At 57.3% G+C, this 26980-nt stretch carries 27 protein-coding genes; 12 read left to right on the top strand and 15 right to left on the bottom strand.

Annotation, left to right across the window (positions count from 1 at the left end):
- Positions 1 to 10: 10 nt before the first annotated feature.
- From E0L13_RS05655 to E0L13_RS05625, 7 genes are all read right to left on the bottom strand, one after another.
- Positions 11 to 1123, bottom strand: a complete 1113-nt coding sequence (locus E0L13_RS05655) for a histidinol-phosphate transaminase (protein ID WP_168060900.1) — start codon at positions 1121 to 1123, stop codon at positions 11 to 13.
- A 249-nt stretch (positions 1124 to 1372) separates the two neighbouring features.
- Positions 1373 to 2320, bottom strand: a complete 948-nt coding sequence (locus E0L13_RS05650) for a sugar kinase (RefSeq protein ID WP_168060898.1) — start codon at positions 2318 to 2320, stop codon at positions 1373 to 1375.
- 101 nt (positions 2321 to 2421) lie between these two features.
- A complete protein-coding gene (locus tag E0L13_RS05645; protein ID WP_168060896.1) occupies positions 2422 to 3756 on the bottom strand; it encodes a gluconate:H+ symporter in 1335 nt (444 codons plus the stop codon).
- Positions 3757 to 3827: 71 nt separating this feature from the next.
- On the bottom strand, positions 3828 to 5432 hold the full coding sequence (locus E0L13_RS05640) for a mannitol dehydrogenase family protein (RefSeq protein ID WP_168060894.1): 1605 nt from the start codon (positions 5430 to 5432) through the stop codon (positions 3828 to 3830).
- 27 nt (positions 5433 to 5459) lie between these two features.
- Positions 5460 to 6545 carry a mannonate dehydratase gene (gene uxuA / locus E0L13_RS05635; protein ID WP_240924665.1) on the bottom strand — a complete coding sequence of 362 codons (1086 nt, stop codon included), beginning with the start codon at positions 6543 to 6545 and terminating at the stop codon, positions 5460 to 5462.
- Between the two features lie 232 nt (positions 6546 to 6777).
- Positions 6778 to 7725, bottom strand: coding sequence for a 2-hydroxyacid dehydrogenase (locus E0L13_RS05630; protein ID WP_087478445.1), 948 nt, complete (start codon positions 7723 to 7725; stop codon positions 6778 to 6780).
- A gap of 123 nt (positions 7726 to 7848) precedes the next feature.
- A complete protein-coding gene (locus E0L13_RS05625) occupies positions 7849 to 8403 on the bottom strand; it encodes a 3'-5' exonuclease (RefSeq protein ID WP_168060892.1) in 555 nt (184 codons plus the stop codon).
- Between the two features lie 68 nt (positions 8404 to 8471).
- On the opposite strand from E0L13_RS05625, the gene E0L13_RS05620 reads away from it, so the two are divergent.
- Entirely contained in the window at positions 8472 to 9194 is a 723-nt protein-coding gene (locus E0L13_RS05620; RefSeq protein WP_168060890.1) for a SprT family zinc-dependent metalloprotease, read from the top strand.
- Between the two features lie 29 nt (positions 9195 to 9223).
- On the top strand, positions 9224 to 9499 hold the full coding sequence (locus tag E0L13_RS05615; RefSeq protein ID WP_168060888.1) for a helix-turn-helix domain-containing protein: 276 nt from the start codon (positions 9224 to 9226) through the stop codon (positions 9497 to 9499).
- A 112-nt stretch (positions 9500 to 9611) separates the two neighbouring features.
- Here E0L13_RS05615 and E0L13_RS05610 read toward each other — a convergent pair whose 3' ends face one another.
- From E0L13_RS05610 to E0L13_RS05585, 6 genes are all read right to left on the bottom strand, one after another.
- On the bottom strand, positions 9612 to 10781 hold the full coding sequence (locus E0L13_RS05610) for an ABC transporter substrate-binding protein (RefSeq protein WP_168060886.1): 1170 nt from the start codon (positions 10779 to 10781) through the stop codon (positions 9612 to 9614).
- 62 nt (positions 10782 to 10843) lie between these two features.
- Complete coding sequence (locus E0L13_RS05605; RefSeq protein ID WP_240924664.1) at positions 10844 to 11806, bottom strand: M23 family metallopeptidase; 963 nt, start codon at positions 11804 to 11806, stop codon at positions 10844 to 10846.
- Positions 11807 to 11856: 50 nt separating this feature from the next.
- On the bottom strand, positions 11857 to 12381 hold the full coding sequence (locus E0L13_RS05600; protein WP_095629029.1) for a DUF4446 family protein: 525 nt from the start codon (positions 12379 to 12381) through the stop codon (positions 11857 to 11859).
- A gap of 53 nt (positions 12382 to 12434) precedes the next feature.
- Positions 12435 to 13349 (bottom strand): ParB/RepB/Spo0J family partition protein, encoded by a 915-nt coding sequence (locus E0L13_RS05595; protein ID WP_239386336.1) that lies wholly within the window; start codon positions 13347 to 13349, stop codon positions 12435 to 12437.
- Positions 13339 to 14115: a ParA family protein gene (locus E0L13_RS05590; RefSeq protein ID WP_095629028.1), complete on the bottom strand. Its 777-nt coding sequence runs from the start codon at positions 14113 to 14115 to the stop codon at positions 13339 to 13341. The genes E0L13_RS05595 and E0L13_RS05590 overlap by 11 nt, the downstream gene beginning before the upstream one ends.
- A 125-nt stretch (positions 14116 to 14240) precedes the next feature.
- Positions 14241 to 15584, bottom strand: a complete 1344-nt coding sequence (locus E0L13_RS05585; protein WP_168060884.1) for an ATP-binding protein — start codon at positions 15582 to 15584, stop codon at positions 14241 to 14243.
- A gap of 192 nt (positions 15585 to 15776) precedes the next feature.
- Between E0L13_RS05585 and E0L13_RS05580 the strand changes: the two genes are divergently transcribed.
- On the top strand, positions 15777 to 16433 hold the full coding sequence (locus E0L13_RS05580) for a hypothetical protein (RefSeq protein ID WP_087478437.1): 657 nt from the start codon (positions 15777 to 15779) through the stop codon (positions 16431 to 16433).
- Between the two features lie 73 nt (positions 16434 to 16506).
- Here E0L13_RS05580 and E0L13_RS05575 read toward each other — a convergent pair whose 3' ends face one another.
- Together E0L13_RS05575 and E0L13_RS05570 are read right to left on the bottom strand one after the other, a co-directional pair.
- Positions 16507 to 17214 (bottom strand): sugar O-acetyltransferase, encoded by a 708-nt coding sequence (locus E0L13_RS05575; RefSeq protein WP_095629026.1) that lies wholly within the window; start codon positions 17212 to 17214, stop codon positions 16507 to 16509.
- Between the two features lie 110 nt (positions 17215 to 17324).
- A complete protein-coding gene (locus E0L13_RS05570; RefSeq protein WP_087478433.1) occupies positions 17325 to 18608 on the bottom strand; it encodes an adenylosuccinate synthase in 1284 nt (427 codons plus the stop codon).
- A 238-nt stretch (positions 18609 to 18846) separates the two neighbouring features.
- Here E0L13_RS05570 and E0L13_RS05565 point away from each other — a divergent pair, with 238 nt between their 5' ends.
- The 9 genes from E0L13_RS05565 to E0L13_RS05525 all read left to right on the top strand — a co-directional run bounded on the left by E0L13_RS05565 (position 18847) and on the right by E0L13_RS05525 (position 26823).
- On the top strand, positions 18847 to 20211 hold the full coding sequence (locus tag E0L13_RS05565; RefSeq protein WP_087478432.1) for a PhoH family protein: 1365 nt from the start codon (positions 18847 to 18849) through the stop codon (positions 20209 to 20211).
- Positions 20212 to 20280: 69 nt separating this feature from the next.
- Positions 20281 to 20946 (top strand): HD domain-containing protein, encoded by a 666-nt coding sequence (locus E0L13_RS05560; RefSeq protein WP_095629025.1) that lies wholly within the window; start codon positions 20281 to 20283, stop codon positions 20944 to 20946.
- A gap of 219 nt (positions 20947 to 21165) precedes the next feature.
- A complete protein-coding gene (locus tag E0L13_RS05555) occupies positions 21166 to 22272 on the top strand; it encodes an NADH:flavin oxidoreductase (RefSeq protein ID WP_168060882.1) in 1107 nt (368 codons plus the stop codon).
- A gap of 80 nt (positions 22273 to 22352) precedes the next feature.
- On the top strand, positions 22353 to 23108 hold the full coding sequence (locus E0L13_RS05550; RefSeq protein WP_168060880.1) for a hypothetical protein: 756 nt from the start codon (positions 22353 to 22355) through the stop codon (positions 23106 to 23108).
- Entirely contained in the window at positions 23065 to 23460 is a 396-nt protein-coding gene (locus E0L13_RS05545; protein ID WP_168060878.1) for a spore germination protein GerW family protein, read from the top strand. Before E0L13_RS05550 ends, E0L13_RS05545 begins: the two co-directional genes overlap by 44 nt.
- 117 nt (positions 23461 to 23577) lie before the next feature.
- Entirely contained in the window at positions 23578 to 24009 is a 432-nt protein-coding gene (locus tag E0L13_RS05540) for an OmpH family outer membrane protein (protein ID WP_087478427.1), read from the top strand.
- A 123-nt stretch (positions 24010 to 24132) separates the two neighbouring features.
- Complete coding sequence (locus E0L13_RS05535) at positions 24133 to 25065, top strand: AEC family transporter (protein WP_168060876.1); 933 nt, start codon at positions 24133 to 24135, stop codon at positions 25063 to 25065.
- 59 nt (positions 25066 to 25124) lie between these two features.
- Positions 25125 to 25325 carry a hypothetical protein gene (locus E0L13_RS05530; protein WP_206081538.1) on the top strand — a complete coding sequence of 67 codons (201 nt, stop codon included), beginning with the start codon at positions 25125 to 25127 and terminating at the stop codon, positions 25323 to 25325.
- 160 nt (positions 25326 to 25485) lie between these two features.
- Positions 25486 to 26823 carry an acetyl-CoA hydrolase/transferase C-terminal domain-containing protein gene (locus E0L13_RS05525; RefSeq protein ID WP_168060872.1) on the top strand — a complete coding sequence of 446 codons (1338 nt, stop codon included), beginning with the start codon at positions 25486 to 25488 and terminating at the stop codon, positions 26821 to 26823.
- The last annotated feature ends 157 nt before the right edge of the window (positions 26824 to 26980 follow it).

The raw sequence follows: 26980 nt of genomic DNA, 5'->3' as shown, positions 1-26980 counted from the left end.
CATCTCTCCTTTATCGCGCCGCCTGCAGTTCCGCTTCGATACGCTCTAAGCGGCGCGCTAATTCCGTAATGTCCTGAGGCACGCGCAGGCGGACGTGGCGCTTGCCGATGCCTTCGAAGTCGACGCCGTTTTCCACGCGGATGCCGTATTTCCAGAACAAGGCTCCCAAATCGACGTCCTGATCCGTATAGAACAGGGTAATGGGCACGTCGTCCCGCGTCGCCGACGTCTTGAGCACCTGCAGTCCGCTGATGAGCCTCTGATTGTTCTGGGCGATGAGATCCCGCGAATAGGCCAGGAAGGCCGGGTCGGACAACACGACGGGAATCATGGCCGCTGCCGGCGTCGTCAGGTTCATCTCGCCGCCGAAGGCTTCCAGAATACCGGCCATAGCCTTGGGAACGGCGATGTAGCCGGCCCGCAGGGCCCCTAAGCCGAAGCCCTTGGAAAACGTCCGGGTCACGATGAGGTTGTCGAACTCGCCGAGAAGGCACAGGGCCGACTCGGATTTGTCCAAAAAGTCGCCGTAGGCTTCGTCGACGAGGACGAGGACGCCCTTTTCCCGGGCCACCGTCAAAATCCGCCGCAGGTCGGCGATGGACAAGGCCTGCCCCGTCGGGTTGTTGGGATTGTCCAGGTAGGCCAGGCGGTGATGTTCGCTGATAGCCGCGACGTATTCGTCTACAGGGAAGGCGAAATGGTCCTCTTCCCGCAGGGGCACGACGTCGACTTCGGCTCCGCAGGCCCGGGCGTCCGTCGTATACGACGAAAAGCAGGGCTGGGGAGCGAGGACCCGCGTCCCGTCTTCCAGAAAGATGGAGTTGACAGCCCGCAGGGCGCTCATGGAGCCGCTCTGCATGCTGAGTTGGCTGACGTCCAGAGATGCGACGTCGGAAAAGTACTCGCAGATATGCCGCCGCGTTTCCACGTAGGGATGAGCCGGATAGCTGGCCAGGACGTCGAAGGTCGCCGCGTACATGTCCTTCGTCAGCTTCGGCGTGACGCCGCAGGGGTTGATGCCCAGGGAGCAGTCGATAATATCCTTCTCCAGAGCCGTCCCCTCGTCCTTCAGGTAGCTGTGCCGCACCATGCCCTGCAGGGCCCGGCGAATACGATATTCCATAGGTAAAACCTCCTCATGACGCAAATCCCGCCGAGGCAGCCTGATCCAGGCGCAGGGGCAGAACGCGTTTCATAATTTTCCGCTCATATTGATAAAATATGATGTTTTGTCCTTCATTATAGACTACGTAAATCCTTTTGTAAAGTAAAACGATTGTGTATTAAAGTATACAAAACAAGCCTCGGCATAACCAAAAAAACGGGCCGAGGACATGTCGTTCCTCAACCCGTTTTGGTGTAGTTCAATCTGCTATTCTGCTTGTTCGTTTTGGAATGCCGCCAGCTGCTCTCTTGTCGGCAAGCCTTCGTTATCGCCAGGAACCTGGATAACCATTGCGCCGATAGCCGCGCCGCGCTGCGCTGCCCCTTCCATAGACAAGCCTTCCAGCCAGGCGCTGGTAAAGCCGACGGCAAAGCCGTCTCCGGCTCCGACGGTGTCGACGACATTGTCTGCATGGTAACTCGGCACATAGAACTCTGATTTGTCGTCGCAAACATAGGAACCGCTGCTGCCGCCCAGCTTGATGACGACGAGCTTCGCGCCCCGTTCCAGATAATAGCGGGCGATGGCCTTTTCATCGTCCAGCCCGGTCAATATCTTTCCTTCGCTGAGGCCGGGCATGACGATATCGGCGTACTGGGCGGCATCGTTGATGACGCTGGCCATCGTTTCCGTATCGGGCCAGAGCATGGGCCGCAGGTTCGTATCGAAGGAAACGGACACGCCGCGGCGGCGGGCTTCCTTCATGAGGGCCACGACGGTCTGGCGGCACGACGGCGACAAGGCCAGGGGAATGCCCGTCGTATGGAGATGTGTCACACCGTCCCAGCAGATGCCCTGCAGGTCGTCAGGCGTCATGAAGGAGAAGGCCGTATACTTGCGGATGTTCGCCACGGCCGGGTCGCCTTCCAGGACCCGTTCCTTCATCTGAAAGCCCGTCATATGGGCCTCGTCGGTCTGCACGTAGTCCGTATGGATTCCGTTGTCTTTCAAAAAGGCCCGGATGCTGCGGCCGAAGGGGTCGCCGCCGACCTTGGAAATATAGGATACGTCATGGCCTAAGCGGGCCATGCCGACGGCGTAATTTAATTCGGCTCCGCAGACGTGGCGGGAAAATTGCTCCACTTCGGCCAAATCGCCGGGCCGGTCAGCAATGAGCAGGCCCATAGCTTCGCCGATGGTTAATACCTTTGCCATAGAAATCCTCCTGTTCCAGTAAAAAGCCGCCGCATAAAGAATATAGTTTTTCTTTCAGCGCGGCGGCTTCCTTTACTGCTCGTATATGAACTTAGTACTTATTAAATGAACAACGATAAAATTAACACTACGCCTAACCCGACGACGGAGTTGATTAATTCCAGCAAGCCCCACGTTTTGAAGGTTTGGCCGATAGTTAAGTTGAACGTTTCCTTCATCATCCAGAAGGCCGCGTCGTTCGGCATGGTAATCGTATTGCTGCCGGCGGCTGTCGCCAGCATGAGCAAGGTCGGATTTACGTTGAACACGGGAATCAGCGGCGCTACGATGCCGGCGGCGGTAATAGCCGATACAGCGCCCTGGCCCGTAGCCCAGCGGATAATGACGGTGATGAAGAAGGCTAAAATCAGCGGCGAAATGGACAACCCCGTAACGGCGGCAGCAATGTGTTCGCCCACGCCGGCGTCGACGATGACCTGCTTGAATACGCCGCCGGCTCCGATAATCATGACAACTGTCGAAATGCCTTTAATCGCCGACGTAATGGAGTCCGACGTTTCAGAAATCGTACGGCCGGCACGGACGCCGAACACGTACATCGCAACCAGTACGGCTACCAACAGGCTGACGTTGGGGCTGCCCAGGAACTCAAATACGGTGTATACGAGGGAGCCTTTGGCAGCGAAGTTGGCAATGACCGTGTGGCCGATCATGAAGACTGCCGGAAGCAGGGGAATAAGCAGGCAGATCAAGAAGGGCGGAAGTCTGAACGAGCCGAGGGACGTTTCGTCGATGTTCCCCAATTTAGGCGCTGCGTAGGTATCGATGCCCTTTAAGAATTTCGGCAAAATAATACCGGCGCAGACGATAGAGGGAATGACGACGACGAGGCCGAGAAGATATACCATGCCGCTGTCCGCGCCGAAGGCGTCAACCAAAGCGACAGGGCCCGGCTGCGGGGGAAAGAGGCTGTGAGCCTGCGCGATAGCCGCCAAGGCCGGAATGATCAAAAACATGTAGGGAATCTTCGCTTCCCTGGCGATGCTGACGACGAGAGGGACGACGACCATGAACGCGACTTCAAAAAACATGGAAATCCCGAAGATAACGCCGACAGCCAGCACGCCCCATTTCAGCATGCGGACGCCGCAATGGGCTACGATCGTATCGGCGATCTTTTTCGACGCGCCGCAGTCAGTCATGAGCTGGCCGAGAGCCGCGCCGAGGATGACGATCAGGCCGACGCCGCCTAAGGTGCCGCCGGCGCCTTTCGTAATCGTCTTGATGAGCGTCGTCGTGTCCATGCCTTCCATGAAGGCGACAAAAATAGCGATTAATAAGAGGGCGACCATGCTGTGCATTTTAGCTTTTACCGTTAAGAATAGCAGCAGTGCAATGGCGACGATTACCCATAGGACGGGCAATAAATGTTCCATGATAAAACCTCCTAAACAAATTATGGTTGCAGATTCTAGGAGCGTAAGCCCCTAGAATCCGCTAATTGCGATTATTTCACGTACTTGACTAATGTATTGCGGACAGCATGGGGGCCGGCGATGAGTTCTTCGAAGTAGCCTTCGATCTTTTCGCCTAGGCCGACTTCGTACAGGTCGCTGCCGAAAATCCCCTTGTTGGACAGGATGGGGCGGAGCTTGCCTTTGGCCGAGGCAACGTCGCCGAGGACAACGCCCTGCAGGGCTTCCTGCACGTTCTGGAGCAGCGGGTCCGGGCTCGGCGTGAAGGCCTTGCCTTCGTCGTCGACGGCCAGGAGGTAGCGGCACCAGCCGGCGATGACCAGGGGCACGTAGGTTAGGTCTTTGGCTTTATCGCCGTAGGCGCGGATCGTTTCGCCGAAGCGGATGCCCACCTTCTGGGACGTGTCGGTGGCGATGCGCTGGGGCGTATCGGGCAGGTTGCCGTTGGTCAGGCGCTGTTCCAGGACTTCGGCGATGAAGGCCTTCGGGTCGAGGACGCCGGGGTTGGTGACGACGGGCAGCCCTTCGCCGTAGCCCATCTGTTCAATGAGGCCTTTGAGCTGGGGGTCCTTCATTTCGTCGGCAATGAGGGTGTAGCCGAGGAGGCAGCCGTAGACGGCCAGGGCCGTGTGCAGCGGGTTGAGGCAGGTGCAGACCTTCATCCGTTCTACCTTGTCTACCGTTTCCCGGTCCGTAAAGATGACGCCGGCTTTTTCGAGGGCCGGGCGGCCGTTGGGGAACTTGTCTTCAATGACCAGGTACTGGGCGTTTTCGGCGTTGACGAAGGCGGCGTACGAGCCTTTATTCGTATGGATCAGCTCCGTATCGCCGAAGCCGATGCCTTTCAGGTATTCCTGTACCTTTTCCGACGAGCGGGGCGTAATCTTGTCGATCATGCTCCACGGGAAGGAGACCTTCGTTTCGTCGTTGATGTAGTCGGCAAAGCCCGGTTCGGCGACGCCGTTGGCAACCCACTGGCTGGCAAAGGCCGTCATGGCTTCTTTGATCTTGTCGCCGTTGTGGGAGCAGTTATCGAGGCTCAGGAAGGCGAAGGGGTACGCGCCGGCCTTGTAGCGGGCGTAGGCCAGGGCGGCGATGGAGCCCATGGAGCTCGTCGCGTGTTCCGGGCCGTTTTTCATGTCCTCGGCGACGGCAGGGAAATAGTTGCCGGCGTAGTCCGTCAGCTTGTAGCCCTTTTCCGTAATGGTGAAGCTGGCTACCTGCAGCGACGGCGCTTCGAAGATTTCCTTGAGGCGCTTCCAGTCTTCGGCAAAATCGGGACGGCAGACGACGGATTCGACAACGGAGCCGATGACTTCGTTTTCAAAGCGGCCGTCGGCGTACATGGTGACGGCCAGGCTCAAATTGTCGAAGGGGCGGTATACGTGCTCGATGACTTCTTCGTCGTACGTTTCAGCCGTAATGATGCCCGTTTTAGCCAATCCTTCGTCGAGCAAACGCTGCTGGAGGGCGGCGATGAAGGCGCGGAAAATATTGCCGCCGCCGAAGTGAATCCACTGGGGAGCTTCCTTCGTCGCGGCTTCCACAGCCTCTGTATCGAACTGATACAGGGCGATGCCGGCTTGTTCCCAGGCAACCTTGTCTTCGACGAGGCTGCGGCGATGTAAATGTAGCATGTCAGGTTCCTCCTTATCGTATACGTCCTATTTCTGGCCGCAAATGCGGTTGATAGCGTCCCAAAGGCCGCAGAGGTAGTTGGCGCCGAGGGCGCGGTCGTACAAGCCGTAGCCGGGACGGCCTTCTTCGCCCCAGATCATGCGGCCGTGGTCCGGACGGATGGGGCCGTCGAAGCCGATGTCGTAGGCGGCCTTGACGATTTCAAACATGTCGAGGTTGCCGATCTGCGATTTATGAGCCACTTCGTTGAATACCCACGGTTCGTGAACCTGTACGTTGCGGATGTGGAGGAAGTTGACGCGGCCCATCTTGCCGAACTTGCGGATGATGTGGGGAATGTCGTTCTGGCGGTTGGCGCCGAGGGAGCCCGTGCAGATGGTGAAGCCGTTGCTCGGGCTGTCTACCATGGCGGCGATCTTGTCGAGGTCCGATTCGTTCTTTACGATGCGGGGCAGGCCGAATACGGAAATGGGGGGATCGTCAGGATGGATGCCCATCTTGATGCCCACTTCTTCAGCCACGGGGATGACGGCTTTGAGGAAGTATTCCAGGTTTTTGCGCAGGCCGTCTTCGTCCATGCCTTCGTACGCTTCAAACAGGCGGGTCAGCTCTTTCAGCCGTTCCGGTTCCCAGCCGGGGAGGACGTAGCCGTTGCTGTTTTCCAGGACTTCTTTTACCATGTCCTGCGGCGTCTTGCCGGCTACCATGTGGTAGTCGTAAGCCAGGACCGTCGAGCCGTCGTAGAGGGGCTTGGCCAGCTCCGTGCGGGTCCAGTCGAAGACGGGCATGAAGTTGTAGCATACCATTTCGATGCCGGCCTTTGCGGCGTTGCGCAGGGACTGGATGTAGTTTTCGATGTACTGGTCGCGGCTCGGAAGGCCGAGCTTGATGTCTTCGTGGACGTTGATGCTTTCCAAATCCTTGAATACGAGGTTGTTCGCTTCAGCCTGCTGTTTGATGTGAAGCAGCGGCTCTACGGGCCACACTTCGCCGACGGGAATGTCGAACAATGCGCCGACGATGCCGTCCATGCCGGGGATCTGGTCGATCTGCTGCAATGTAATCTTGTCGTCTTTTTCTCCGTACCAACGGAAGGTCATTCTCATGCTCATACTGGTTTGCTCCTTTTGCATATGTGCGAATACTTGGTTACCTAAATAGTGTCTTTCGTTGTTTACATACTACCATACTAGTGTTATGTTAAGCAATATATTTTTCGTTGCTTGCAAATATGCTATAGTTATTTGATTTCCTATCTATTTATGGTATAGTGTATGCTATTTCCGCCCATAAAAAAAGCAGTACAGGCCTGACAGGCCTATACTGCTTGGGGATTCGTATACCTTATAAGATTACGTTTTTCTGATTTCCTGCCATGTAGGCGTCGATGTTGTCGAAGACGATGACGGCGCGTTTTTCCATGGATTCCTTCGTCGCAAAGGCTACGTGGGGCGTGACGATGGTGTTCTTGGAATGGAGCAGGGGATGATTCGTATCGAGAGGCGGTTCGTTTTCGAATACGTCGATGCCGGCGCCGGCGATCTTGCCGCTGTTGAGGGCGTCTGCCAAGGCCTGGGAGTCGACGACGGGGCCGCGGGCTTCGTTGACCAGGAAGGCCGTCGGCTTCATGTACGACAGCGTTTCGGCGTTGATCATGCCGCGGGACTGGTCCGTAACAGGGCAGTGGAGCGATACGATATCGGACTGTTCCATCAGTTCCTTCAGGGGAACGTATTTGATGAGTTCCGTATCGGCTTTATGGGAGAAGCCGTTGTAGGCGATGACCTTGGCGCCGAAGGCATGGACGAGCTCGGCGACGCGGTGGCCGATGGCGCCCGTGCCGATGAGGCCGACAGTCTTGCCTTCCAGTTCAGCGCCGATGAAGCCGGCCTTCGTGCCGCCGGCGCGGCAGGCTGCGTCTACCTGGGGCACGTAGCGGAGCAGGTCGAGGATCATGGCGATGGTCAGTTCGGCGACGGCAACCGTCGAATAGCCCGAAGCGTTGCTGACTTTGACGCCTTTGGCCTTAGCCGCTTCCAAATCGACGTGGTCGACGCCCGTAAAGGCTACGTTGATGTATTTCAGGTTCGGGCAGGCGTTGATGACTTCGCCTTTCAAGGGCATGTTGGCGATGATGAGGATATCGGCGTCCTTGGCTTCTTCGATCTGGACGGCCGGGTCGTCGTTGCGTTCGTAGGCGGCGAATTCATGGCCCTGTTCCCGCAGCGGCTTTACGTACGAATCGAGAAGTTCCTGACTGATTCCCAGCGATTCAAGCAATACAATTTTCATGATGTTCAATCCCCTTTCGGTATAGAAATTATCTTGTTTCATTATACGCATAGATTGACGATAATGTAAGATATGTATTACCAAACGACATGGGGTACCCTTCTATATGCAAAATTCATATGTCTATAACGTCTTCAGGGAGAGGCCAGTCGCCGTCATAAGTTCTTCCATAGAAGACGCGCCGACCTGTTTCGCCGCCTCGCAGACGATGAAGGCGCAGGCCCGGGCGTCGTCCAAGGCCTGATGGTGGCGGAAGGAATAGCCCAGGAAACCGGCTACCGTATCGAGCTTGTGATTGGGCAGGCCGGGCCAGACCTTGCGGGAAATTTCCACCGTGCAGGCGTACGTCGCCCGGGGCGGTTTCAATTCGTACGTCTTGAGGAGGCTGCGCAGGACCCGCGTGTCGAACACGGCGTAGTGGGCCACGAGGATGCGGCCCTCCAGATGAGGCCGGACGCGGTCCCACAGGGCGTCGAATTTCGGCTTGTCCCGCACCTGGTCGGGCGTGATGCCGTGGATGCGGATGTTGTCCGGCGAAAAGGACATGTAGGGAGGGCGGATGAGGGTATAGCCTTCCCGGACCGTCTCGTAGTCCCGTACGGAAACGGCCGCCAGGGAGCAGGCGCTGTTGTAATATTTATTGGCTGTTTCAAAATCGATAGCCGTAAAATCGAGCATGATAGTATCTCCTTGCAGCATATAGTATAATATGATGGTATTATACCACATCGACAGAGGAGAAGAACATGAATCCCATATCGCAGCGCCCCATCTGCCTCGGAGACCGTCAGCTGACGTACATCCTGGAGCGGAAGGCCGTCAAAAACATCAACCTCCGCGTCCGCCCCGACTTATCCATTTACGTGTCGGCAGGGCCCCGCGTCCCCATAGAGCACATCGAGGCCTTTCTGCAAAAGCAGGGTCCCTTCATCGTAAAAGCTCTGGACGAGTACGCCTGCCAGAAAGCCCTGCCGGTACTGGCCTTGCGGGACGGCGACGGCCTGTACGTGGCGGGGACGGCCTGCACCCTCGACGTGCGCCTGGGCCTGCGCAATACGGTGCGCCGCCGCAGCCGGACCGTATACATGGAGCTGGCCGACAACACCATCGAACAGCGCCGCCATCTGTACCACGAGCTGCTGCGCAGGGAAGGGGAGAAGCTGTTCGCCGAAAGCCTGGCCCGCATCTTCCCCCGGCTTTCGGCCTACGGCATCGCCATGCCCAAGCTCCGCCAGCGCGTCATGCGCTCCCGCTGGGGCTCGTGCATGCCTGCCAAGGCCATCATTACCATGAACACCTATTTAGCCATCATGCCGGAGGAAATCATCGACCACGTCATGCTCCACGAGCTGTGCCACCTCGTCCATCCCAACCACTCGCGCCACTTTTACAACGTCATGACGATAATCATGCCCGACTGGAAGGAGCGCCGCGCCGCCATGACGCCATACCTGCCGTACTGCGTGTAGTATTGTTATAGAAAGGAGTAGAACTATCCATGGCTAGACACATTTACCCGAAACGCAATCCGTATCCGCCAGTTTCTTTAAACCCTATGACCTTTTTAGATACGTCAAGTAATCGATGGTCTGATCGCATCCTATTTTCCCCGAAAGAAGTATCCGAACTAACGGGAGTCCCTTTGACGGGCATCTATGAATTATGCTACAGCGGACAGCTGCAGGCTTTTAAAATTGGCAAGCGATGGCGTATTCATCGCGAAGGATTGTACAACTACTTAAAACATCAACTGGACACGGCGATTATCATATAAATCCTCAGCAGCATCTCACCAACTACATCTCGTCGTATTGCAAAAAAATTGCGGAACTGTCATCTCGACGACAATTCCGCAATTTTTTATGTCTGCCACCGCGTACAGCCTATCATAATTGGACCGTCGGCCGCTTTTCCAGCAGCGCTGGCTTTCCCTGCCAGAAGGTCATGATAAAGACCGGCTTGATAGCGTCGTGGTTGGCGTCCAGGGCGATCATGCCCGTCACGCCGTGGTAATCGATGGTCTTGGCCAGCTCTGCGGCGATTTTTTCCGGGTCTGCCGAGCCGCTGCGCCGCACGGCCTCAGCTACCATCATGAAGGAGTCGTAGCCCAGGGCGGCGTAGCTGTCGGGAAGCTCGCCGTATTTTTCATAATAGGCCTCGGCAAATTCCTCCGCCACGGGTTCGCTGGCGTCGTTGGCATAGTGGTCCGTATAGAACAGGTTCTGCAGATACGCCGGCGACAGGGACTGGGCCATGCGCCGGCCGTTCCAGCCGTCAGGGCCTAAAATCAGGGCCGCAATGCCGGCGTCGCGGGCCTTTACGATGAATTCCATAGCCTTTTCATCGTAAAAGGGCGCATATACGACCTGGCACGGCGAAGCCTTCAAGGCCGCTACGGCCGCCGCAAAGCTGTCATCTGACGAGACGTCAACGTAGACCGGTACCTGGCCGCCGTCGGCTAAGAAGGACTGCTTGAAAAAAGCCGCCAGCCCTTTGGAGTAGGCCTGCCGTTCGTCGTACACGACGGCGGCCGTGCGGGCCTTCAGCTGGCCGAAGGCGTAATCGGCCATAGCCCGCCCCTGATAGGAGTCGATAAAGGTCGCCCGGAACATGTACTCGTGGGCTTCGCCCGTCCCATGGTCGACGGTGATGTCGGGATTGGTGCCGGCCGGGCTGATGACGGGCATCTTCGCCGCCGTCGCGTCGCGGACGACGGCCAGGGCGCAGTGGGATAAGTTCGGGCCGATCATCGCCACGGCATGGCGGCTCGTCAGCTGCTTCACCGCCGCTTCGGCGTCGCCGGCGCTGCCGTGATTATCGACGGCGACGACCGTTACGGCCTCGTCCAGCAGGCCGCCTTCGGCGTTGATCTTATCGCGGGCCATGCCGATGCCCCGGGCCGTCGCCTCGCCGTAGGCCTTTTCCTCGCCGCTGAGGGCCAGGTTGACGCCGATGACGACGTTATGGGGCCGCTGGACGTAGGACGTGCCGAAGCCCAAGGCGCCGACGACGATAAAAAACAAGATAACGCTGCCATAATATTTGAGTTTCTGCATAACAACCTGCCTTTCAAAAAAAGAGGCGGCGCCGCCCTATATAGGGCAGCGTCCCCTCATCTTTACGGCAAGAACAACAAGGGGTCGGTCGGAGTCCCTTGTACGCGGACTTCATAATGGACATGGGGCCCCGTGCTGCGGCCCGTGCTGCCGGCCAGGGCGAGGATGTCGCCGGTATGCACCGTTTGTCCCACTACGACGAGAACCATGGAGTTGTGACCATATCGCGTGACAAAGCCGTTGCCGTGATCGACTTCGACAAGGTTTCCGTAGCCGTCTACCCAGCCGGCCGCCGTGACCTCGCCGGCCGCCGTCGCCTGAACGGGCGTACCGTAATCGACGGCAATATCCAGGCCTTCGTGGAAGCCCGTGCCGCCGCCGATGGGATTGCCGCGGTAGCCAAAGTTAGACGTAATCGTGCCGTACGCCGGCCAGATAGACGGCGTCGTCGACGATGCGTATTGCGCTGATACCTGCTGCATCTGCCGGACCTGCAGCCCCGCCGTATCGCTCAGTACGGTTTTCAGCGTAATGAAGCTGATAATGCGGGCGTTCGTTTTCGTTTCCAGACGGGCGGTGGCCAGCAGCAGGTCGTTGTAATCGGCAGACGAAAGATCCGGCCCTTTCTTCTGCGCCCCTGCTGCGCCACCGTCACCTTTTGGGCTGCTGCCCGTCCCTGCGCCCTTGACCATCTGGCGGAGCTCCTGGTCCAGGGCGTCCATCTTATCCATTTTTTCCTGAAGCGACGCCGTCTTTTCCCGCATGAGCTGCAGCTGCTGCTCGTGGAGCGACTCCTGGGCCCGGGCCTGCTGCAGGGAAATGAACTGGTACAGGCCGAACCCGATAGCCGCGACTAAGACGACGGCCCCGGCGATGGCCGCCCGCAGCGCCGTCCGATACTGCTGCGGCGACAGGGTGACCGGCTCCGTCCCGGAACGGCGCAGGGCGCCGGCCAGGTCGGCGGCGGACTGCGTCATATTGCGCCAACGGGCCCTAAGCCCCGTCATGATTTCCTGTAATTTCAAGGTCTATCCCTTCTTCAATCCTACAATACGGCGCTGCCGCGCCTGTTATCCTAATCCTTCCGGACCGGCTGCACGTCGCCGTGATAGTGCAGGGCCTGGTCCAGGCTTTCCTTTTCCTCTTCGCTCATGCCGTACAGGCATTTTCCCTCGACGATGGGCTTGGCAAAGATGCGCGACTCGCTGCGGCCGTATACGCTCGACAGGCAGAAGCCGTCGTCCTTGCCGTCCAGGACGGTGCAGGCGAAGCTCAGGTTGTTGCCGATGTTGTCAAAGGCGTTGTACCGCACGAAGCCGATTTTACGGAAGCAGTGGTTCTGCACGGCCAGGATATCCTTCTGGGTCTCGTGAATCCGGTCCAGCGTGTCCTGCAGGCCGTGGAGCTCCGCCACGTCCTCGCGCAGCTTGGCTTCGACGCTTTTCCCCGTTTCATCCTTCATAAAAAAGGTGTATTTTTCTTCCAGCGCCTTGATGCGCCGGTTCAATATGACAATATACGCCAGCAGCAGCACCAGCACGAGCCCGGCGATGCCGGCTCCTATCATGTACGCGAGCTGCGCGTCCAATCCGTAAAGCATGTCTTTCCTCCTGACAGGTCAATAACTTTCGTAAACAGGCCTGTTTTTGCCGATCACACGCGGAAAGAGGAAGGGGAGAAGGAATCCCCGTCTTCCGGCTCATCAGTCAAAATAGCCAGCAATCGTTCAAATTCTTCTTCTGAGGCAAAGGAAATCTCGATTTTCCCCTTCTTCTTGTTCCGGCCCAGACGGATGGCTACGTTGGTACCCAAATGCATCTTCATCCGGTCCTGCATGGATTCCAGATAGGCGTCGGGCTCCGGCGCGTCCTTCGGCGGCTCTTCCCGGAGCATGGCCCGGACCATGGCTTCGACCTGACGGGCCGACAGCTCCTGGTCGATGATGCGGGCCGCCGCTTCCAGCTGGGCCTGCCGTGCCTTCAGCTGCAGCAGGGGGCGGGCCTGTCCGATAGACAGGACGCCGTCGATTAAATACTGCTGGATTTCCTCCGGCAGCTGGAGAAGGCGCATCATATTGGACACGTGGACCCGGCTCCGGCCGACCTTTTCCGCCGCCTGCTCCTGGGTCAGGCCGAATTCCTGAATCAGGGCGCGGTACGCCGACGCTTCTTCTACAGGGTCCAAATCTTCCCGCTGCAAATTTTCAATGAGGGCCAGCTCTGCCGACGCCTGAGGCGCGCAGTCCCGCACGACGGCGGGAATCTTCGTCAGGCCGCAGAGCTTCGCCGCCCGCAGCCGCCGCTCGCCGGCGATCAGCTCGTAGGCGCCGCCCTTTTTCTGGACGACGACGGGCTGGATCAGGCCGTACTGCCGAATGGACTCGGCCAGCGACTGGAGCGCCTCATCGGAAAAGGCCCGGCGGGGCTGCTTCGGGTTGGGGGAAATCAAGTCGATGTCGATTTCCAGGGCTGCGCCGTCGTGAGGCTCCGGATGCTCCTTCAGCCCCAGGGCCTGCAGGCCCCGGCCTAAGGGCTGGTTCTTGCCCAGTCCCATCTTCTTAGCCGACACGGCGTATCACCTCTTTCGCTAATTTCGTATACACCTCGGCGCCCCGCGAATGGGGATCGTATATCGTAATGGGCTCGCCGTGGCTCGGCGCTTCGCCCAAGCGGACGTTGCGCGGAATAATCGTGTGGAACACCTTGCCGCTGAAGTATTTCTTCACTTCCTCCGTCACCTGGATGGACAAATTCGTCCGGCCGTCGTACATCGTCATGAGCAGTCCCAGGAGCTGCAGGCGGGAATTCAGATTGTCCCGCACCATGTCCACGGTCTGCATAAGCTGGGCCAGCCCTTCCAGCGCGTAAAACTCGCACTGCACGGGAATGAGGACGAAATCAGCCGCCGCCAGGGCGTTGAGCGTCAGCAGCCCCAGCGAAGGAGGGCAGTCGATGACGACGTAGTCGTAGGACTTCTTCACCTGCCCCAGGTAGGCCTGCAGGGCCTTCTTCAAAATATACTCGCGGTCTTCCATCGTGACCAGCTCCACCGCCGCGCCGGCGACGTCCATCGTGGCCGGTACGAGGGATAATTTCTTTATCATTGTCGGCTGCACGACGTCTTCCATCGGCCTTCCTTCGATCAGGCAGTCGTACAGATTCGTTTCCAAGCTCGCCTTGTCGACGCCCAAGCCGCTTGTCGCGTTGCCCTGCGGGTCCAAATCGACGAGGAGCGTCCGCTTGCCGCTTTCGGCCAGACAAGCGCTTACATTGACGGCCGTCGTCGTCTTGCCGACACCGCCTTTCTGGTTCGTTATGGCGATGATATGCGCCAACACACCCACCTCATTCCCTGTATATAAAGTCAACTTCATTTTAAAGTCTATATTATAGTATAGCATAGTCAATGTCTCGTAGCCAGTGGTCAGCGAGGTATGATAACGTAAAGTTGCAGAATGATTTACGTATGGTTCCGTTGTTCCAGCGCCAACCCAATCAGCCGGTCCGTTTGGTCAGCCATAAACAGGGGAATGTTCAGCATATCGTCGTCCAGCTTCAAATTATCCAGCGAAAACCGGACGCGGAGCTTCACCTGCTTTGGGAACAATTCCTTGAATTTCTTTAAGCTCTTGCTGGCTGTGTTTGCCTCGGATTTGACTTCGATTGGAAATATGTCGTTCTCCCGCTGAATTAAGAAATCTACTTCGTAAGGCGGATTGTTCTGGCTCCAGTACCGCGGAACGACTTCAAATTGCGTAATCAAGGTCTGCAGCACGAAATTCTCCGTCAGCGCCCCCCTGAACTCGGTAAACAAGCGATTTCCCTCGCCAAAGGCCGTCGGCGCCAGCTGAGCCAGCCGGCGGAGCAGCCCCACGTCTGCCAGGTAAATCTTAAACGCTGAAAGATCATCGTAAGCAGACACGGGCAGGCCCGGCGCGGTACTTCGGTAAATCTTATGCACCAGGCGGGAATCGACCAGCCACTGCAGGGCGTCCTCATATTCGCGGGCTCTTGCCCCTTCTTTGACTACTTTATAAAGAAACTTTTTATTTTCCCTCGCCAGCTGGGACGGAATCGATTTCCAGATCATCGAAATCTTGGGAAACTCGCTGACGTTGGGGTGCTTGGCAAAGTCTCGCTCATAGGCCCCCAGGATATCGGACAACGCCTCCTGCATGGCCTCCACATCCCGCGCCTCAGTCCACATCTTGACAGGTTCGGGCATGCCGCCGGTCACATAATACATTTTCAGCTTTTCGTATAAAGGATTAAAAAAGGCGTCGGGAATGGGCTCTAGGGTATTCACTGTTTCCAGATATGCTGCCAGGTTTTCATCCCCATTGGCCAGCAGGAACTCCGTAAAGGTCATGGGGTCAATCTGCATGAAGTTGACCTTGCCTACGGGGAACGAAGAGGGCTTTGCCAAAGCGATGCCCAAGAGGGAGCCGGCGCAGGCCACGTGATACTGCGGCGCATTTTCACAGAAATACTTCATGGAGTTCATGACCTTGGGGCAGTCCTGCACCTCGTCAAAAATGATCAGGGTTTGTTCCGGCACGATCTTTTGGCCGCTTGCCAGCATCAGATTCTGCAAAATCCGGTCTATATCCTTTGTCGTTTCAAAAAACTGCTTATATTCTTCATGTTCATCAAAGTTGAAATACGCCGTGTTTTCATAACAGCGTTTTCCGAATTCCTTCAGAATCCAGGTCTTGCCGACCTGGCGCACGCCTTTCAAAATCAACGGCTTGCGATAGGGGGAATTCTTCCATTTCAGCAGTGTATTCAATATCAATCGTTCCATAGGCCCACCTCATCACACTTTTATACGGTATTTAGTGTTGTTGTATCACATTTTTATTGTATATCACTGGCCATGAAAATGACAAGGCCCATCACAAAATTATCAGTAGCCTCAAATTTTTATGGTATAATAAGACCATCGTCACACATCGTTCAGAAGACGACTACACTACACGAAAGAAAGGGAACCATCATGCCAGTATACGAAGGTACCATACCCTCCATCAACATGGAGCAAGTGAGAGAATACGCCGCCCAGCGGGGACAAGGGGATGCAGACGACGCCGTCGTCAGCGAAGCCTGCACCACGGCCCTGCGCCTGGCCGCGCCGAAGGGCGTCTTCCAGCAGGGATACTACGACGCCGCGTCCCATCATATCCTCTGCAGCGCCCCCTTTAAGCTGAAAAGCGAGCAAATCGTCCCGTATTTGGAACAGGCGCGCATCCTTCTCATGGCCGCCGTCACCATCGGCCCGGCCGTAGAAGAAGAAATCGACAAGCGCTTCCTCAACCAGGACGTCGCCGGCGGCATCGTCCTCGACTCGGCGGCAGCTGTCGCCACGGGACAGCTCCTGGACCAGCTGACCCATCACATCAACGAAATCTGCGAACCCAAGGGATATAAAATCCTCTGGCGCGTCAGCCCCGGCACGGCCGACTGGCCCATCGGCCAGCAGATGGACCTGGCCAACGCCGCCGGAGGCGGGCAAATCGGCCTGGCCGTCACGGCCGGCGGCATGCTCAGCCCCCGCAAAACCCTGACAGCCCTGTTCGGCCTCGTCCCGACAGAAGAAGGCTGCGGCGGCTCCTGCTCGAGCTGCTCCATGTCGGGATGCTGCGGCAGCTGCTAAGCTGTTAATGTAATAGTATATAAGACGTCAAACGCCGCCGCGCGATGAAAAAGTCGCGCGGCGGCGTTTTGCCTTACCGTTTCAAATCCTCCATAAGCTCGGCGACAGAACCGAAGGTCCGGCTTAGATTCTTTCCCTGCTGTACGTTCTCTATAGCCGCTGTCGTCTCGGCGTTGGGAGCAGAAGGGAGTGCATCATCCGGTCCATCTTCGCCAAAGCGCCGTATCACCCGGCAGGGATTGCCGACGGCTACGCAGTTGGCCGGAATCGAGCGGGTCACGACGCTTCCGGCTCCGACGACACTGTTTTTCCCGATGGTGACGCCGGGCAAAATGACTACTCCACCGCCAATCCACACGTTGTCCTGTATTTCCACCGGCAGGGCGTAGGTGCGGAAGAAGGGCTCTTCCGTCTCGTTCCCGTCCAGACGCAGCCGTTCCTGGGGCAAAATGGGATGGGACGAGGTGTAAATCTGCACGTTCGAGGCGATGAGCACCTTGCTTCCAATCCGTATAGGCTTATTGTCTACGAAGGTGCAGTTCATGTTGATGATGACGTCGCTGCCGATATGGATATTCTTCCCATAGTCGCAGTAAAAGGGCGTGTCGATTTCTACATTTTTACCGATTTCGCCCAGCAGCTCCTCCAGGATAGCCCGTCTCCGTTCCGCGTCTTCATGGTCCGTCATATAGTATTCCCTCGTCAGCCTGCGCGTGCGGGCAATCAGCTTCATCGTCGCCTCGCCGTTTGTTTCTACAAAATCCGTCGTATCATACTGCATCGTATCGCCGCCTTTCCAAAAACCTGCGCCGGTATACGGAAAAGGCCGGCCCCAGATAGGCCGGCTCTTTTCCTCATGTTGTATTGTTATGGTGAAAATCCAAAAATCTCTTAGAAGATGTCGTGCAAGATGATGGTCTGGCTGCGGTTCGGGCCGACGGAGACGATGCCCAGGGGGACTTCCGTCAGTTCGCTGATGCGTTCCACGTACTTGCGGGCCGCTTCAGGCAGTTCTTCATAGGTCTTGCAGTCCGAAATGTGGCATTTCCAGCCGGGCATTTCTTCGTATACCGGTTCGACCTGTTCCAATACGTCAAGGCTGGCCGGGTATTCTTTGAGCAGCTCGCCCTGGTATTTGTAGCCCGTGCAGATCTTGATCGTGTCGAGGTCGTCGAGGATATCCAGACGGGTGATAGCCAGGTAGTCGAGGCTGTTCAGCATAGCCGCGTATTTGACGACAGCCGTATCGAGCCAGCCGCAGCGGCGGGGACGGCCCGTAACGGTGCCGAATTCATGGCCCGTGTTGCGGAGGTATTCGCCGATTTCGTTGTTCTGTTCCGCCGGGAAGGGGCCTGCGCCGACGCGGGTCGTGTAGGCTTTGACGACGCCGACGATGTTTTCCATGCGGCGGGGGCCGACGCCGGAACCGGTGCAGGCGCCGCCGGCCGTCGGGTTGGAGCTGGTGACGAAGGGATACGTGCCGTGGTCGAGGTCGAGCATGGCCGCCTGGGCGCCTTCAAAGAGGACCTTCTTGCCTTCCTTGACGTACAGGTTGGCCGAGTAGTTCGTATCCTTGACGTACTGGCGGATCTGGTCGGCGTAGCCCAAATATTCCTTGAGCATCGTATCGTAATCGAAGCCTTCGCAGCCGTAGTATTTCTCAAATAAGCGGTTCTTCAATTCCAAGTTGACGCGCAGCTTTTCGGCGAAGACCTTTTCGTCCATCAAGTCGCCGATGCGGATGCCGACGCGGTTTACTTTATCTGCATAGCAGGGACCGATGCCGTTTTTCGTCGTGCCGATCTTGGCGTCGCCCTTGAGCTTTTCGTCTTCTTCATCGATGCGGATATGGTAAGGCATGATGACGTGGGCCCGCGTGGAGATTTCCAGCTTGCTGATCTGCACGCCCTTGGACGTCATGCCTTCGATTTCTTCCAGGAGGACGGCCGGATTGACGACGACGCCGCTGCCGATGATGCAGGTCTTATCGGCAAACAAGATGCCCGACGGCAAAAGACGGAGCGCAAAGGATTTATCGTCGACGACGACCGTATGGCCTGCGTTGTTGCCGCCTTGGGAACGGATGACAACGTCCGCTTTCTGCGCCAAATAATCTACGATTTTACCTTTACCTTCATCACCCCACTGGGTGCCTATTACCATTGCTGTAGCCATATATTCAACATCCCTTCACTAACTTTCAAATTAACAAACACTTATATTATACACGAAAACCGGCTGAATTCCTATTCTCTTGCGAAAAATATATACAAAAGGCCGGGAGAATTTGGCATGGCTTCCATTTTTTGCATAGTTTTTACAGTATTGCGGTAGAAAACCCCGAAATTACCTTGCTATGATAGGGTATACATGGAAAAAATTGCAGTAAAACAGAATAAAGGCAGGGATTTTCATGGCAAAAACATACGTAATCGACACGAACGTACTCATCCAGGCGCCGTACGCCCTTCAATGCTTTGAAGAGAACCGCCTCGTCCTTCCGCTGGTCGTCCTGGAAGAGCTGGACGGCCTGAAAAAGGCCGACGGCGAGCGGGGAGCCAACGCCCGGCGGGCTATCCGCTTTTTGGAAAAGCTGCGCCTCCAGGGCGACCTGCTGGGCGGCGTGGCCTTGCCCACAGGAGGGACGCTGCGCGTCGAGGCCAACTGCTCCGATGTCGAGCTGCCGGCGGCCTTGCCCGACGACAAGGCGGACAACCGCATCCTCAAGGTCTGCCAAGGCCTGAAGGAAGAAGGGCCTATCCTCGTCACCAAGGATCTCGTCCTGCGCCTGAAGGCCCAGATCCTCGGCATCGAAGCCGAAGATTTCAGCACCGAGCAGGTCATCCCCGAGGAGGACCAGTACACGGGCCGCCTCCAGTGCTACGTGCCCGAAGACAAGTTCAAGGATTTCAAAAAGAAGGGCGTCCCGACGAAGGACGTCTACCTGTCCGACGCCGAAGGGAACACGAGCCGCCCGGACCTGACGGAAAACCAGTTCGTCATCTTAAAGGCCGACCAGTCCCTGCGCAAAACCCACCTGGGCCGGGTCAAGGGCAAAAAGATCGTCCCCCTGGAATACAAAAAGAGCCAGCCCTACGGCGTCAAGCCCCGCAACTCGGGCCAGTATTTCCTCCAGGAAGCCCTCATGAAGCCGGCCGATGAAGCGCCCCTGGTCATCGTCAAGGGCCAGGCCGGCACGGCCAAGACCTTCTACGCCCTGGCTGTCGGACTGGAGAAAATCGTCAACCGCCCGACCGGCGAATACCGACGCATCCTCGTCTGCCGTCCCAACGCCCAGTTCGACTCGGACATCGGCTTTCTGCCCGGCGACGAGCAGGAAAAGATTTCGCCCCTCATGCGGCCCATCATCGACAACCTGGAGCAGCTCATCGACGCCAGCGAGGAAGAGCGCTATGAAAACGAATTGGAGCTGAAGGACAAAATCGACGAGCTCTTCGACCGCCACGTCATCCAGACAGAGGCCCTCAATTTCATCCGCGGCCGCTCCTTCGTCAAGACCTACCTCATCATCGACGAGGCCCAGAACATGACGCCCAACCAGGCCAAGAGCATCATCACCCGGGCCGGCAAGGGGACGAAAATCATCCTGCTGGGCGACCCGAACCAGATCGACAAGCCCTTTTTGGACGAGCGGACCAACGGCCTGAGCTACGCCTCGGAAAAGATGAAGGGCAGCCCCCTGTGCTTTCAGATCACCATGACGGCCGACGAATGCGAGCGCTCCGAACTGGCCTTAGACGCCGTTCAGCGCCTGTAAATATAAGGAAAGGATAAGGGAAGGCGCGCCGCACAGGCGGAGCCAAGGCCTTCCCTGCACAGCACGACTATGAAAAAATTCACCTATGAAAACGTAATGAACGCCAAAGAACTGAACATCTACCTCGAACAGGGCAACGAAGTGCTCGGCGTCCTGGGCTACACGGAGCATTCGCGCCGCCACGCCGCCAAGGTCGCCGTCACGGCCGGCAAAATCCTGAAAAAGCTCGGCTACGACGAGCACACCGTCGAGCTGGCCCGCATCGCAGGCTACATGCACGACCTGGGCAACTGCATCAACCGCGTCGACCACGCCCACACGGGAGCCCTCATGGCCTTCCAGTTCCTCCGCCACTGGGGCGCGCCGCCTGAGGACATCGCCGTCATCATCACGGCCATCGGCCAGCACGACGAGGGCAGCGGCACGGCCGTAGACCCCGTATCGGCGGCCCTGATCCTGGCCGACAAGACCGACGTGCGCCGCAACCGCGTCCGCAATCAGGTCCGGGAAACCTTCGACAAGCACGACCAGGTCAACTACGCCGCCCTGTCGTCGAAGCTGAAAATCGACGCCGCCAAAAAGGTCGTCACCCTGGAAATCGAGCTGGACGAAACGATCTGCTCCATGATGGATTACTTCGAAATCTTCCTCCAGCGCATGCTCATGTGCAAGCGCGCCGCCGAACGGCTGGGCCTGCGCTTTAAGATGACGGCCAACGGCAACAAGATCTGCTGACCTGACCATATGCCGCCTCCGGCCCTTCTATGCCGGAGGCTTTTTCACGCCTTTATCCCATCCAATCCCCTCCAAGGTAGTCACATCGCCTCAATTCATCATGACAATTCGCAATACATATTATTCACACATAGAAAAAGATTAGATTTTTGCGGAGATTTAGTTTATAATGATGAATAAAACTTAAAACCTTTTTTGATTACCAAGGAGAGATTGCCCATGTTATTTGATAGATGCCGTATCGGCGGTATTGACGCGGCGTGTCCCATCGTCCGCTCGGCTACCTTTGAAGGGATGGCCGACGCCCAGGGATACCCTACGGATAAATTAGCTCAGATGTACGAACGCCTCGCCGACGGCGGCGTCGGCGTCATGATTACGGGAATGATGGCCGTCAGCACGCTGGAACCGCGGCAGCACCGCCAAATCCGCATCGACGACGACAGCTGCGTCGCCCCGCTGGCGGACATGGTACGGCGCGTCCACGGCCGCGGCGGCAAGATCGTCGCCCAGATCGTCGTCATGGGCTCGTCCATCATGATGCCCGAAGGGGAAGGGCGCATCATCGTCAGCCCCAGCGGCGTCACGGAGAAATTAGGCAAAATCGAACAGGAATCCCACGCCCTGACGACGGACGAAATCGCCCGCCTCACGGAAGACGCCGGCCGCGCCGCCCTGCGGGCCAAGGAAGCCGGCTTCGACGGCGTGCAGTTCCACAGCGCCCACGGCTATTTGGCCAGCAAGTTCTTATCGCCCTATTTCAACCGCCGCGACGACGAGTACGGCGGCAGCCTGGAAAACAGGGCCCGCTTCCTCTTGGAATGCATCGCCTCGATCCGCAAACACGTCGGCCCGGAATACCCCGTATGGGTAAAGATCAACAGCGAAGACTTCATGAAAGAGGGGGGCATGACCTTCGACGAAAGCCTGCAGGTCATGGAATGGCTGGCCGACGCCAAGGTCAGCGCCATCGAAGTGAGCGGCGGCAACATGTCGTCCCTGCCGCGCAAGGGCCCCATCCGGGCTATCCGCCGCACGAAGGAGCCCATGTATTTCGTCCCTTACGCTGAAAAGGCTGCGGCGAAATTAAAGGGCCGGACCGATGTCGGCGTCATCGGCGGCTTCCGCCAGGTCGGCGAAATCGAAAGCTGCCTGGCAAATACGGACATCGCCTTCGTCTCCCTGTCCCGGCCCCTCCTGCGCCAGCCCGACCTGCCCAAGCTGTGGCGGGAAGGCAGCACGGAGCCTTCGACGTGCATTTCCTGCTCCCGCTGCTTCGGCGCCGAAGACGTGGACTGCATTTTCAATAAACAAGAAAAGGCCTGACCGATAAAAGGATTTTGCCCCCTTAGCCTCGAATACTATGTACAGGCGGGAATTTCCGCCTGAAAGGGAGGGCAGCGCGTATGGGCATCGTCGTCATAACGGCAGCCGCCGTATTATGCGCGGCGGCCGTGCTGTTCATACCCTTTACCTATCATGTCAGTATCCGCACGGGCCGGCCGTTCCGCCTCTGCGTCCGGGCCGGCTGGTTCGGACGGGCCCTGGCCGGCACCTGGGATTATACCTGGGGTCAGCGGCCCGTTTCGTCGGTATACATAGGCTGGAAGCGGCAGGCCGGACCGCCGCCGGACCTATCGGAAGACACGGCGAAAAAAGCGGCAGACCAGGCCGCCGAGGCCGTCCGGCAGCAGGCGGAGACAGCCGGCGCCGTGACCTATGAATCGCTGAAACAGGAAGACGACAGCGGCGCGCCGAAGACGGCAGGCTTTCATTGGAAGCCCCTGGTCTTCAACAGGGACTTCGCCGCAGCCTTCTTCTGCTGGCTGGGACGCATCCTGCATCATTCGCGGGTCCGCTCGCTGGACATCCGCGGCGTCGTCGGACTGGGGCAGCCTCATGAAACGGGTATCCTTGCCGGCGCGCTGTACGCCGTCGTCCCAGAGGCCATCGGCGGCCTGCGCTTCGACTACCTGGAAGAACGGTACGACAGCACCATCTGCGGCAGCGGGACCCTGTATCCGGCGGCGCTGCTGTGGTATTCGGCGCTCTTTATAGCGTCCCGTCCCGTTCGCCGTCTCATCGCCGGCTGGCATGCATCGAAAAGGGGAGAGCATCATGGACAACACGATAAAAAACAATCTGGAAACGATCTTCAATAATTTCAGGGAAATGATCAAGGTAGAAACCGTCGTAGGACAGGCCGTCCAAATCGGCGGCGCGACGATCATTCCCTTCGTCGACGTCACCTTCGGCTTCGGCTCGGGCTCGACAGAGGGCCAGGGCAGCCGCGCCGGCGGAGGCGGCGGCGCAAAGCTGGAACCGGCGGCCGTATTGGTCATCAAGGGCGACAGGGTGGAAATGTTTTCCATCAAAAAGGACGGCTATCAGGCCTCGGCCTTTGAAAAGCTCATCGCCATGGCTCCGGAAATCATCGACAAGATGAAAAAGGATAAATATATTTACATCAAAGACGAAGACGAGGAAGCACCGGCGGCAGACAAAGAAAAGTAATTTCCAAGGTTACAAAATTGTCTCAGTTTTACGGGGCCCGTTGTAGTTTTTCAATGAGTCTGATATAATAAAAAAACGAATAAAGTTAAATCTATTCAACGCAGGAGGATTGTTAGAATGAAATTGAAAAAGCAGATAGCTTCTCTCGCAGTAATCGGTATGATGAGCGTAGTAGCCGCTACGTCCGCCTTTGCAGCCGGCGTCGGTTACGTCAACTTCGATACCTTGATTTCTTCTCATAAAGATTATCCGAAAGTCAGCGCTCAGATGCAGGAAGCCATCAAAAAAGCCGACGCAGAATTTACGAAAAAAGCTGCCAACATGAAGACGGACCAGGAAAAACGCGATCTGGCAAGACAGCTGAACCAGAACATCGCCGAATTGGAAAATAAACTGGTCGTTCCCATGGAAAAAGACGTCGTACAGGCCGTCGACCAGGTCCGCAAGAACAAGGGCTTAGACGCCATCGTCGTTCAGGGCTCCATCATCGCCGGCTTCGAAAATGCGACAGACGAAACGCAGGAAGTCGTCAATATCCTGAAAAAATAAGGGAACCCAGTCCCTTGCAAATACTCCCGTTCAGGGAGTATTTTTTTATCTGCCAAGGGGCAAGGGCATAGACCTGCAATACTAGCTCGTCAGCTTCTATTCTAAACAAAAGGTGCGTGTACTATGGATTTATTTTATATCATTTCCAATCAGCTGTTTCAATTCTTCGTCATGATGGTCTGCGGGTATATCGCCGCCCGCCGGGGAATCTTGTCCCAGCCCTCGCTGGACGTATTGTCCAAGGTCATTATCGGCATTCTGCTGCCCATCCTCATTTTTGCCAACGCCATGAACGGCACGACGCGGCAGGTTCTGTTCGACTGCTACGCCATGATCCTCCTATCTGCCGGCATATACGGCGGCCTGATCATCGTGCAGGCCGTGATGGCCCGGCTGCTGGGCCGCAGGGGAAACCTGGGCCGCATATACCAGGCCACGATGATTTACGGCAACGTAGGCTTTCTCGGCATCCCCTTATTGTCGGCAGCCTTCCCCGAACGGGGCGGCCTGTACATCGCCTTGTTCAGCATTATCGACCAGCTCGTCTTGTGGACCTACGGCATGTACCTCACGACGCCGGGCGAAAAAAAGGCCGCCTTTTCGCTGAAAAAATTTTTTAATCCGGCCTTATGCGCCATCGTCTTGGCTATCGTCCTGATCCTGGCCGGCATAGGCCTTCCCAACGTGCTGGAAACATCCCTGCTGACAGTCGGGCGGGCAGCGACGCCCTTGTCGCTCCTGTATCTGGGCGGCCTCATCTACTATACAGACTGGAGCGTCGGAGCCAAGACGAAGGACCTGTACGCAGGCATTGCGACGAAAATGCTGCTCTTTCCCGTCGCCTTCTTCCTCGTCGCCCGCAGCCTGTGCGGCGATCTGGAAATGGTCCAGGCGGCGACGCTCATCGCGGCCCTGCCGACGATGGCCGCCGTGGCCATGTTCGCCCAGTCCAACCGCAATCACGGCGACTACGCCCTGAGCATGGTCCTCCTAACGACGGTGGCCTGCCTGGGCACGATGACCGTCGTAGCCTATTTGATTTTCAACGTGCTGTAACCGATCGCCTGCAAAAAGCTCCCCATACAGACCTATCCGCAGATCGGTATGGGGAGCTTTTGTCATCTCCAGGGAAAATCGGCCGTATGCTGGTCCTCTGCGACGACCTGCTTCAACAGGTCGATATAGGTTTCGACTTTCCCTTGTTCGTTCAAATTCCGCTGCAGCAAATCGTCATCGGCTTTGGCGCCCTCGTCGTCGCCGTGCCCTTCTATTACGTCTTCTATAAGCGCCGCGGAACGCGAGCTGCCTCTGAATAACCAAGCATACCCATAGACTATAAAGCGCAGTTTCTTCGGGAGCTGCGTTTTTTCTGCAACATCCTGTCCCTGCGTCATGATTTTTTTCGCCCGTTGGTATATAATGGACTCAACGAAAGCAGGACGGATATATAATTTCATTTCAGCGAGAGGTGATACGATGGACGTATACGGCGAGTACAGAGAAAAGCTCCGCACGCCGGAGCAGGCGGTACAAATTGTAAAGGACGGCGACTGGGTAGACTACAGCCATTGCTGCTCCTTTCCGGCGGCCCTGGACAAGGCCCTGGCCGGACGGCGGGACGAGCTCAAAGACGTCAAGGTCCGGGGCAGCGTGACCTGCCGGCCCGTACAGGTGCTGGAACAGGACCCAGATAATGAGACCTTTACCTACAACGTATGGCACTGCTCGGCCATCGACAGGAAGTACCTGGACCAGGGACGAGCCTATCATCAGCCCATGCTGTTCCGCAACTGCGGCTCCTACTACGAACGGGGATTCGCCCCCGTCGACGTGGCCATGATTACCGTAGCGCCTATGGACCGGCAGGGGAATTTCTCCTTCGGCCTGACGAACTGCTGCCAGCAGGAGGTCCTTGACGCGGCGAAGCACATCGTCCTGGAGGTCAATCCGGACATGCCCGTCGTGTACGGCGTAGCCAACGACCACATCCACATCTCCGACGTAGACTATGTCGTCGAAAGCGACGAGCCCATCAGCGCCGCGCCGGGACGGCCGGCCAGCGAGCTGGATAAGAAAATCGCCGCCCAGATTTTCCCCTATCTCCACGACGGCATGACCCTGCAGCTGGGCATCGGCGGCATGCCCAACGCCTTAGGCGAGCTCATCGCCGAATCGGATCTGAAAGACTTAGGCATGCATGCCGAAATCATGAGCGACGGCTATTTAAAGCTCTATCAGTCGGGAAAAATTACTAATAAAAAGAAGCCCCTCCAGCGGGGAAAGGGCGTGTTTTCCGTCTGCCTGGGCTCGAAGGAGCTGTACGAGTTCCTCCATTATAATCAGGGGATTTTGTCGGCGCCCATGTACTACGTCAACGCTGCCGAGACGATTCGCCAGCTCGACGACTTCATCTCCATCAACAGCTGCATTGCCGTCGACTTGTACGGCCAGGTCTGCGCCGAATCGGTCGGGACGCGGCAGATCAGCGGCACCGGCGGTCAGCTGGACTTCGTGACGGGCACCTACATGGCCTCCCACGGCAAGGCCTTCCTGGCCATGCCCTCCATGTACTTTGACGCCTACGGCGTCGGCCGCTCCAATATCCTGCCGAAATTTACGGACGGCGACATCATCACGACGCCGCGGACCCAGACGCCTTACGTGGCGACGGAATACGGCGCCGTCAACCTGTCGGGCCTGGCGACGTGGCAGCGGGCCGAGGCCCTTATCAGCATCGCCCATCCCGATTTCCGCGACGCCCTGATCAAGGCCGCAGAAAAGCAGCGCATCTGGCGGCGGAGCAACAAGCGGTAGGCCGCGCAATTCCATATACTCCATGAACAAAGCCCTGCACGGACGAGACGGTGCAGGGCGTTCTTGCAGTTTTGATATCGTACAGTTCGGGTACCGTCTCTATTTGCATGGCAAATCCATGAAATATAGAACTAATGTCCATTCTAAAATGACCCAT

Source organism: Megasphaera sp. SW808 (genome assembly GCF_012027795.1).
GTDB lineage: Bacteria > Bacillota > Negativicutes > Veillonellales > Megasphaeraceae > Megasphaera > Megasphaera stantonii.
This window is presented reverse-complemented; position numbering and strand designations above follow the sequence as displayed.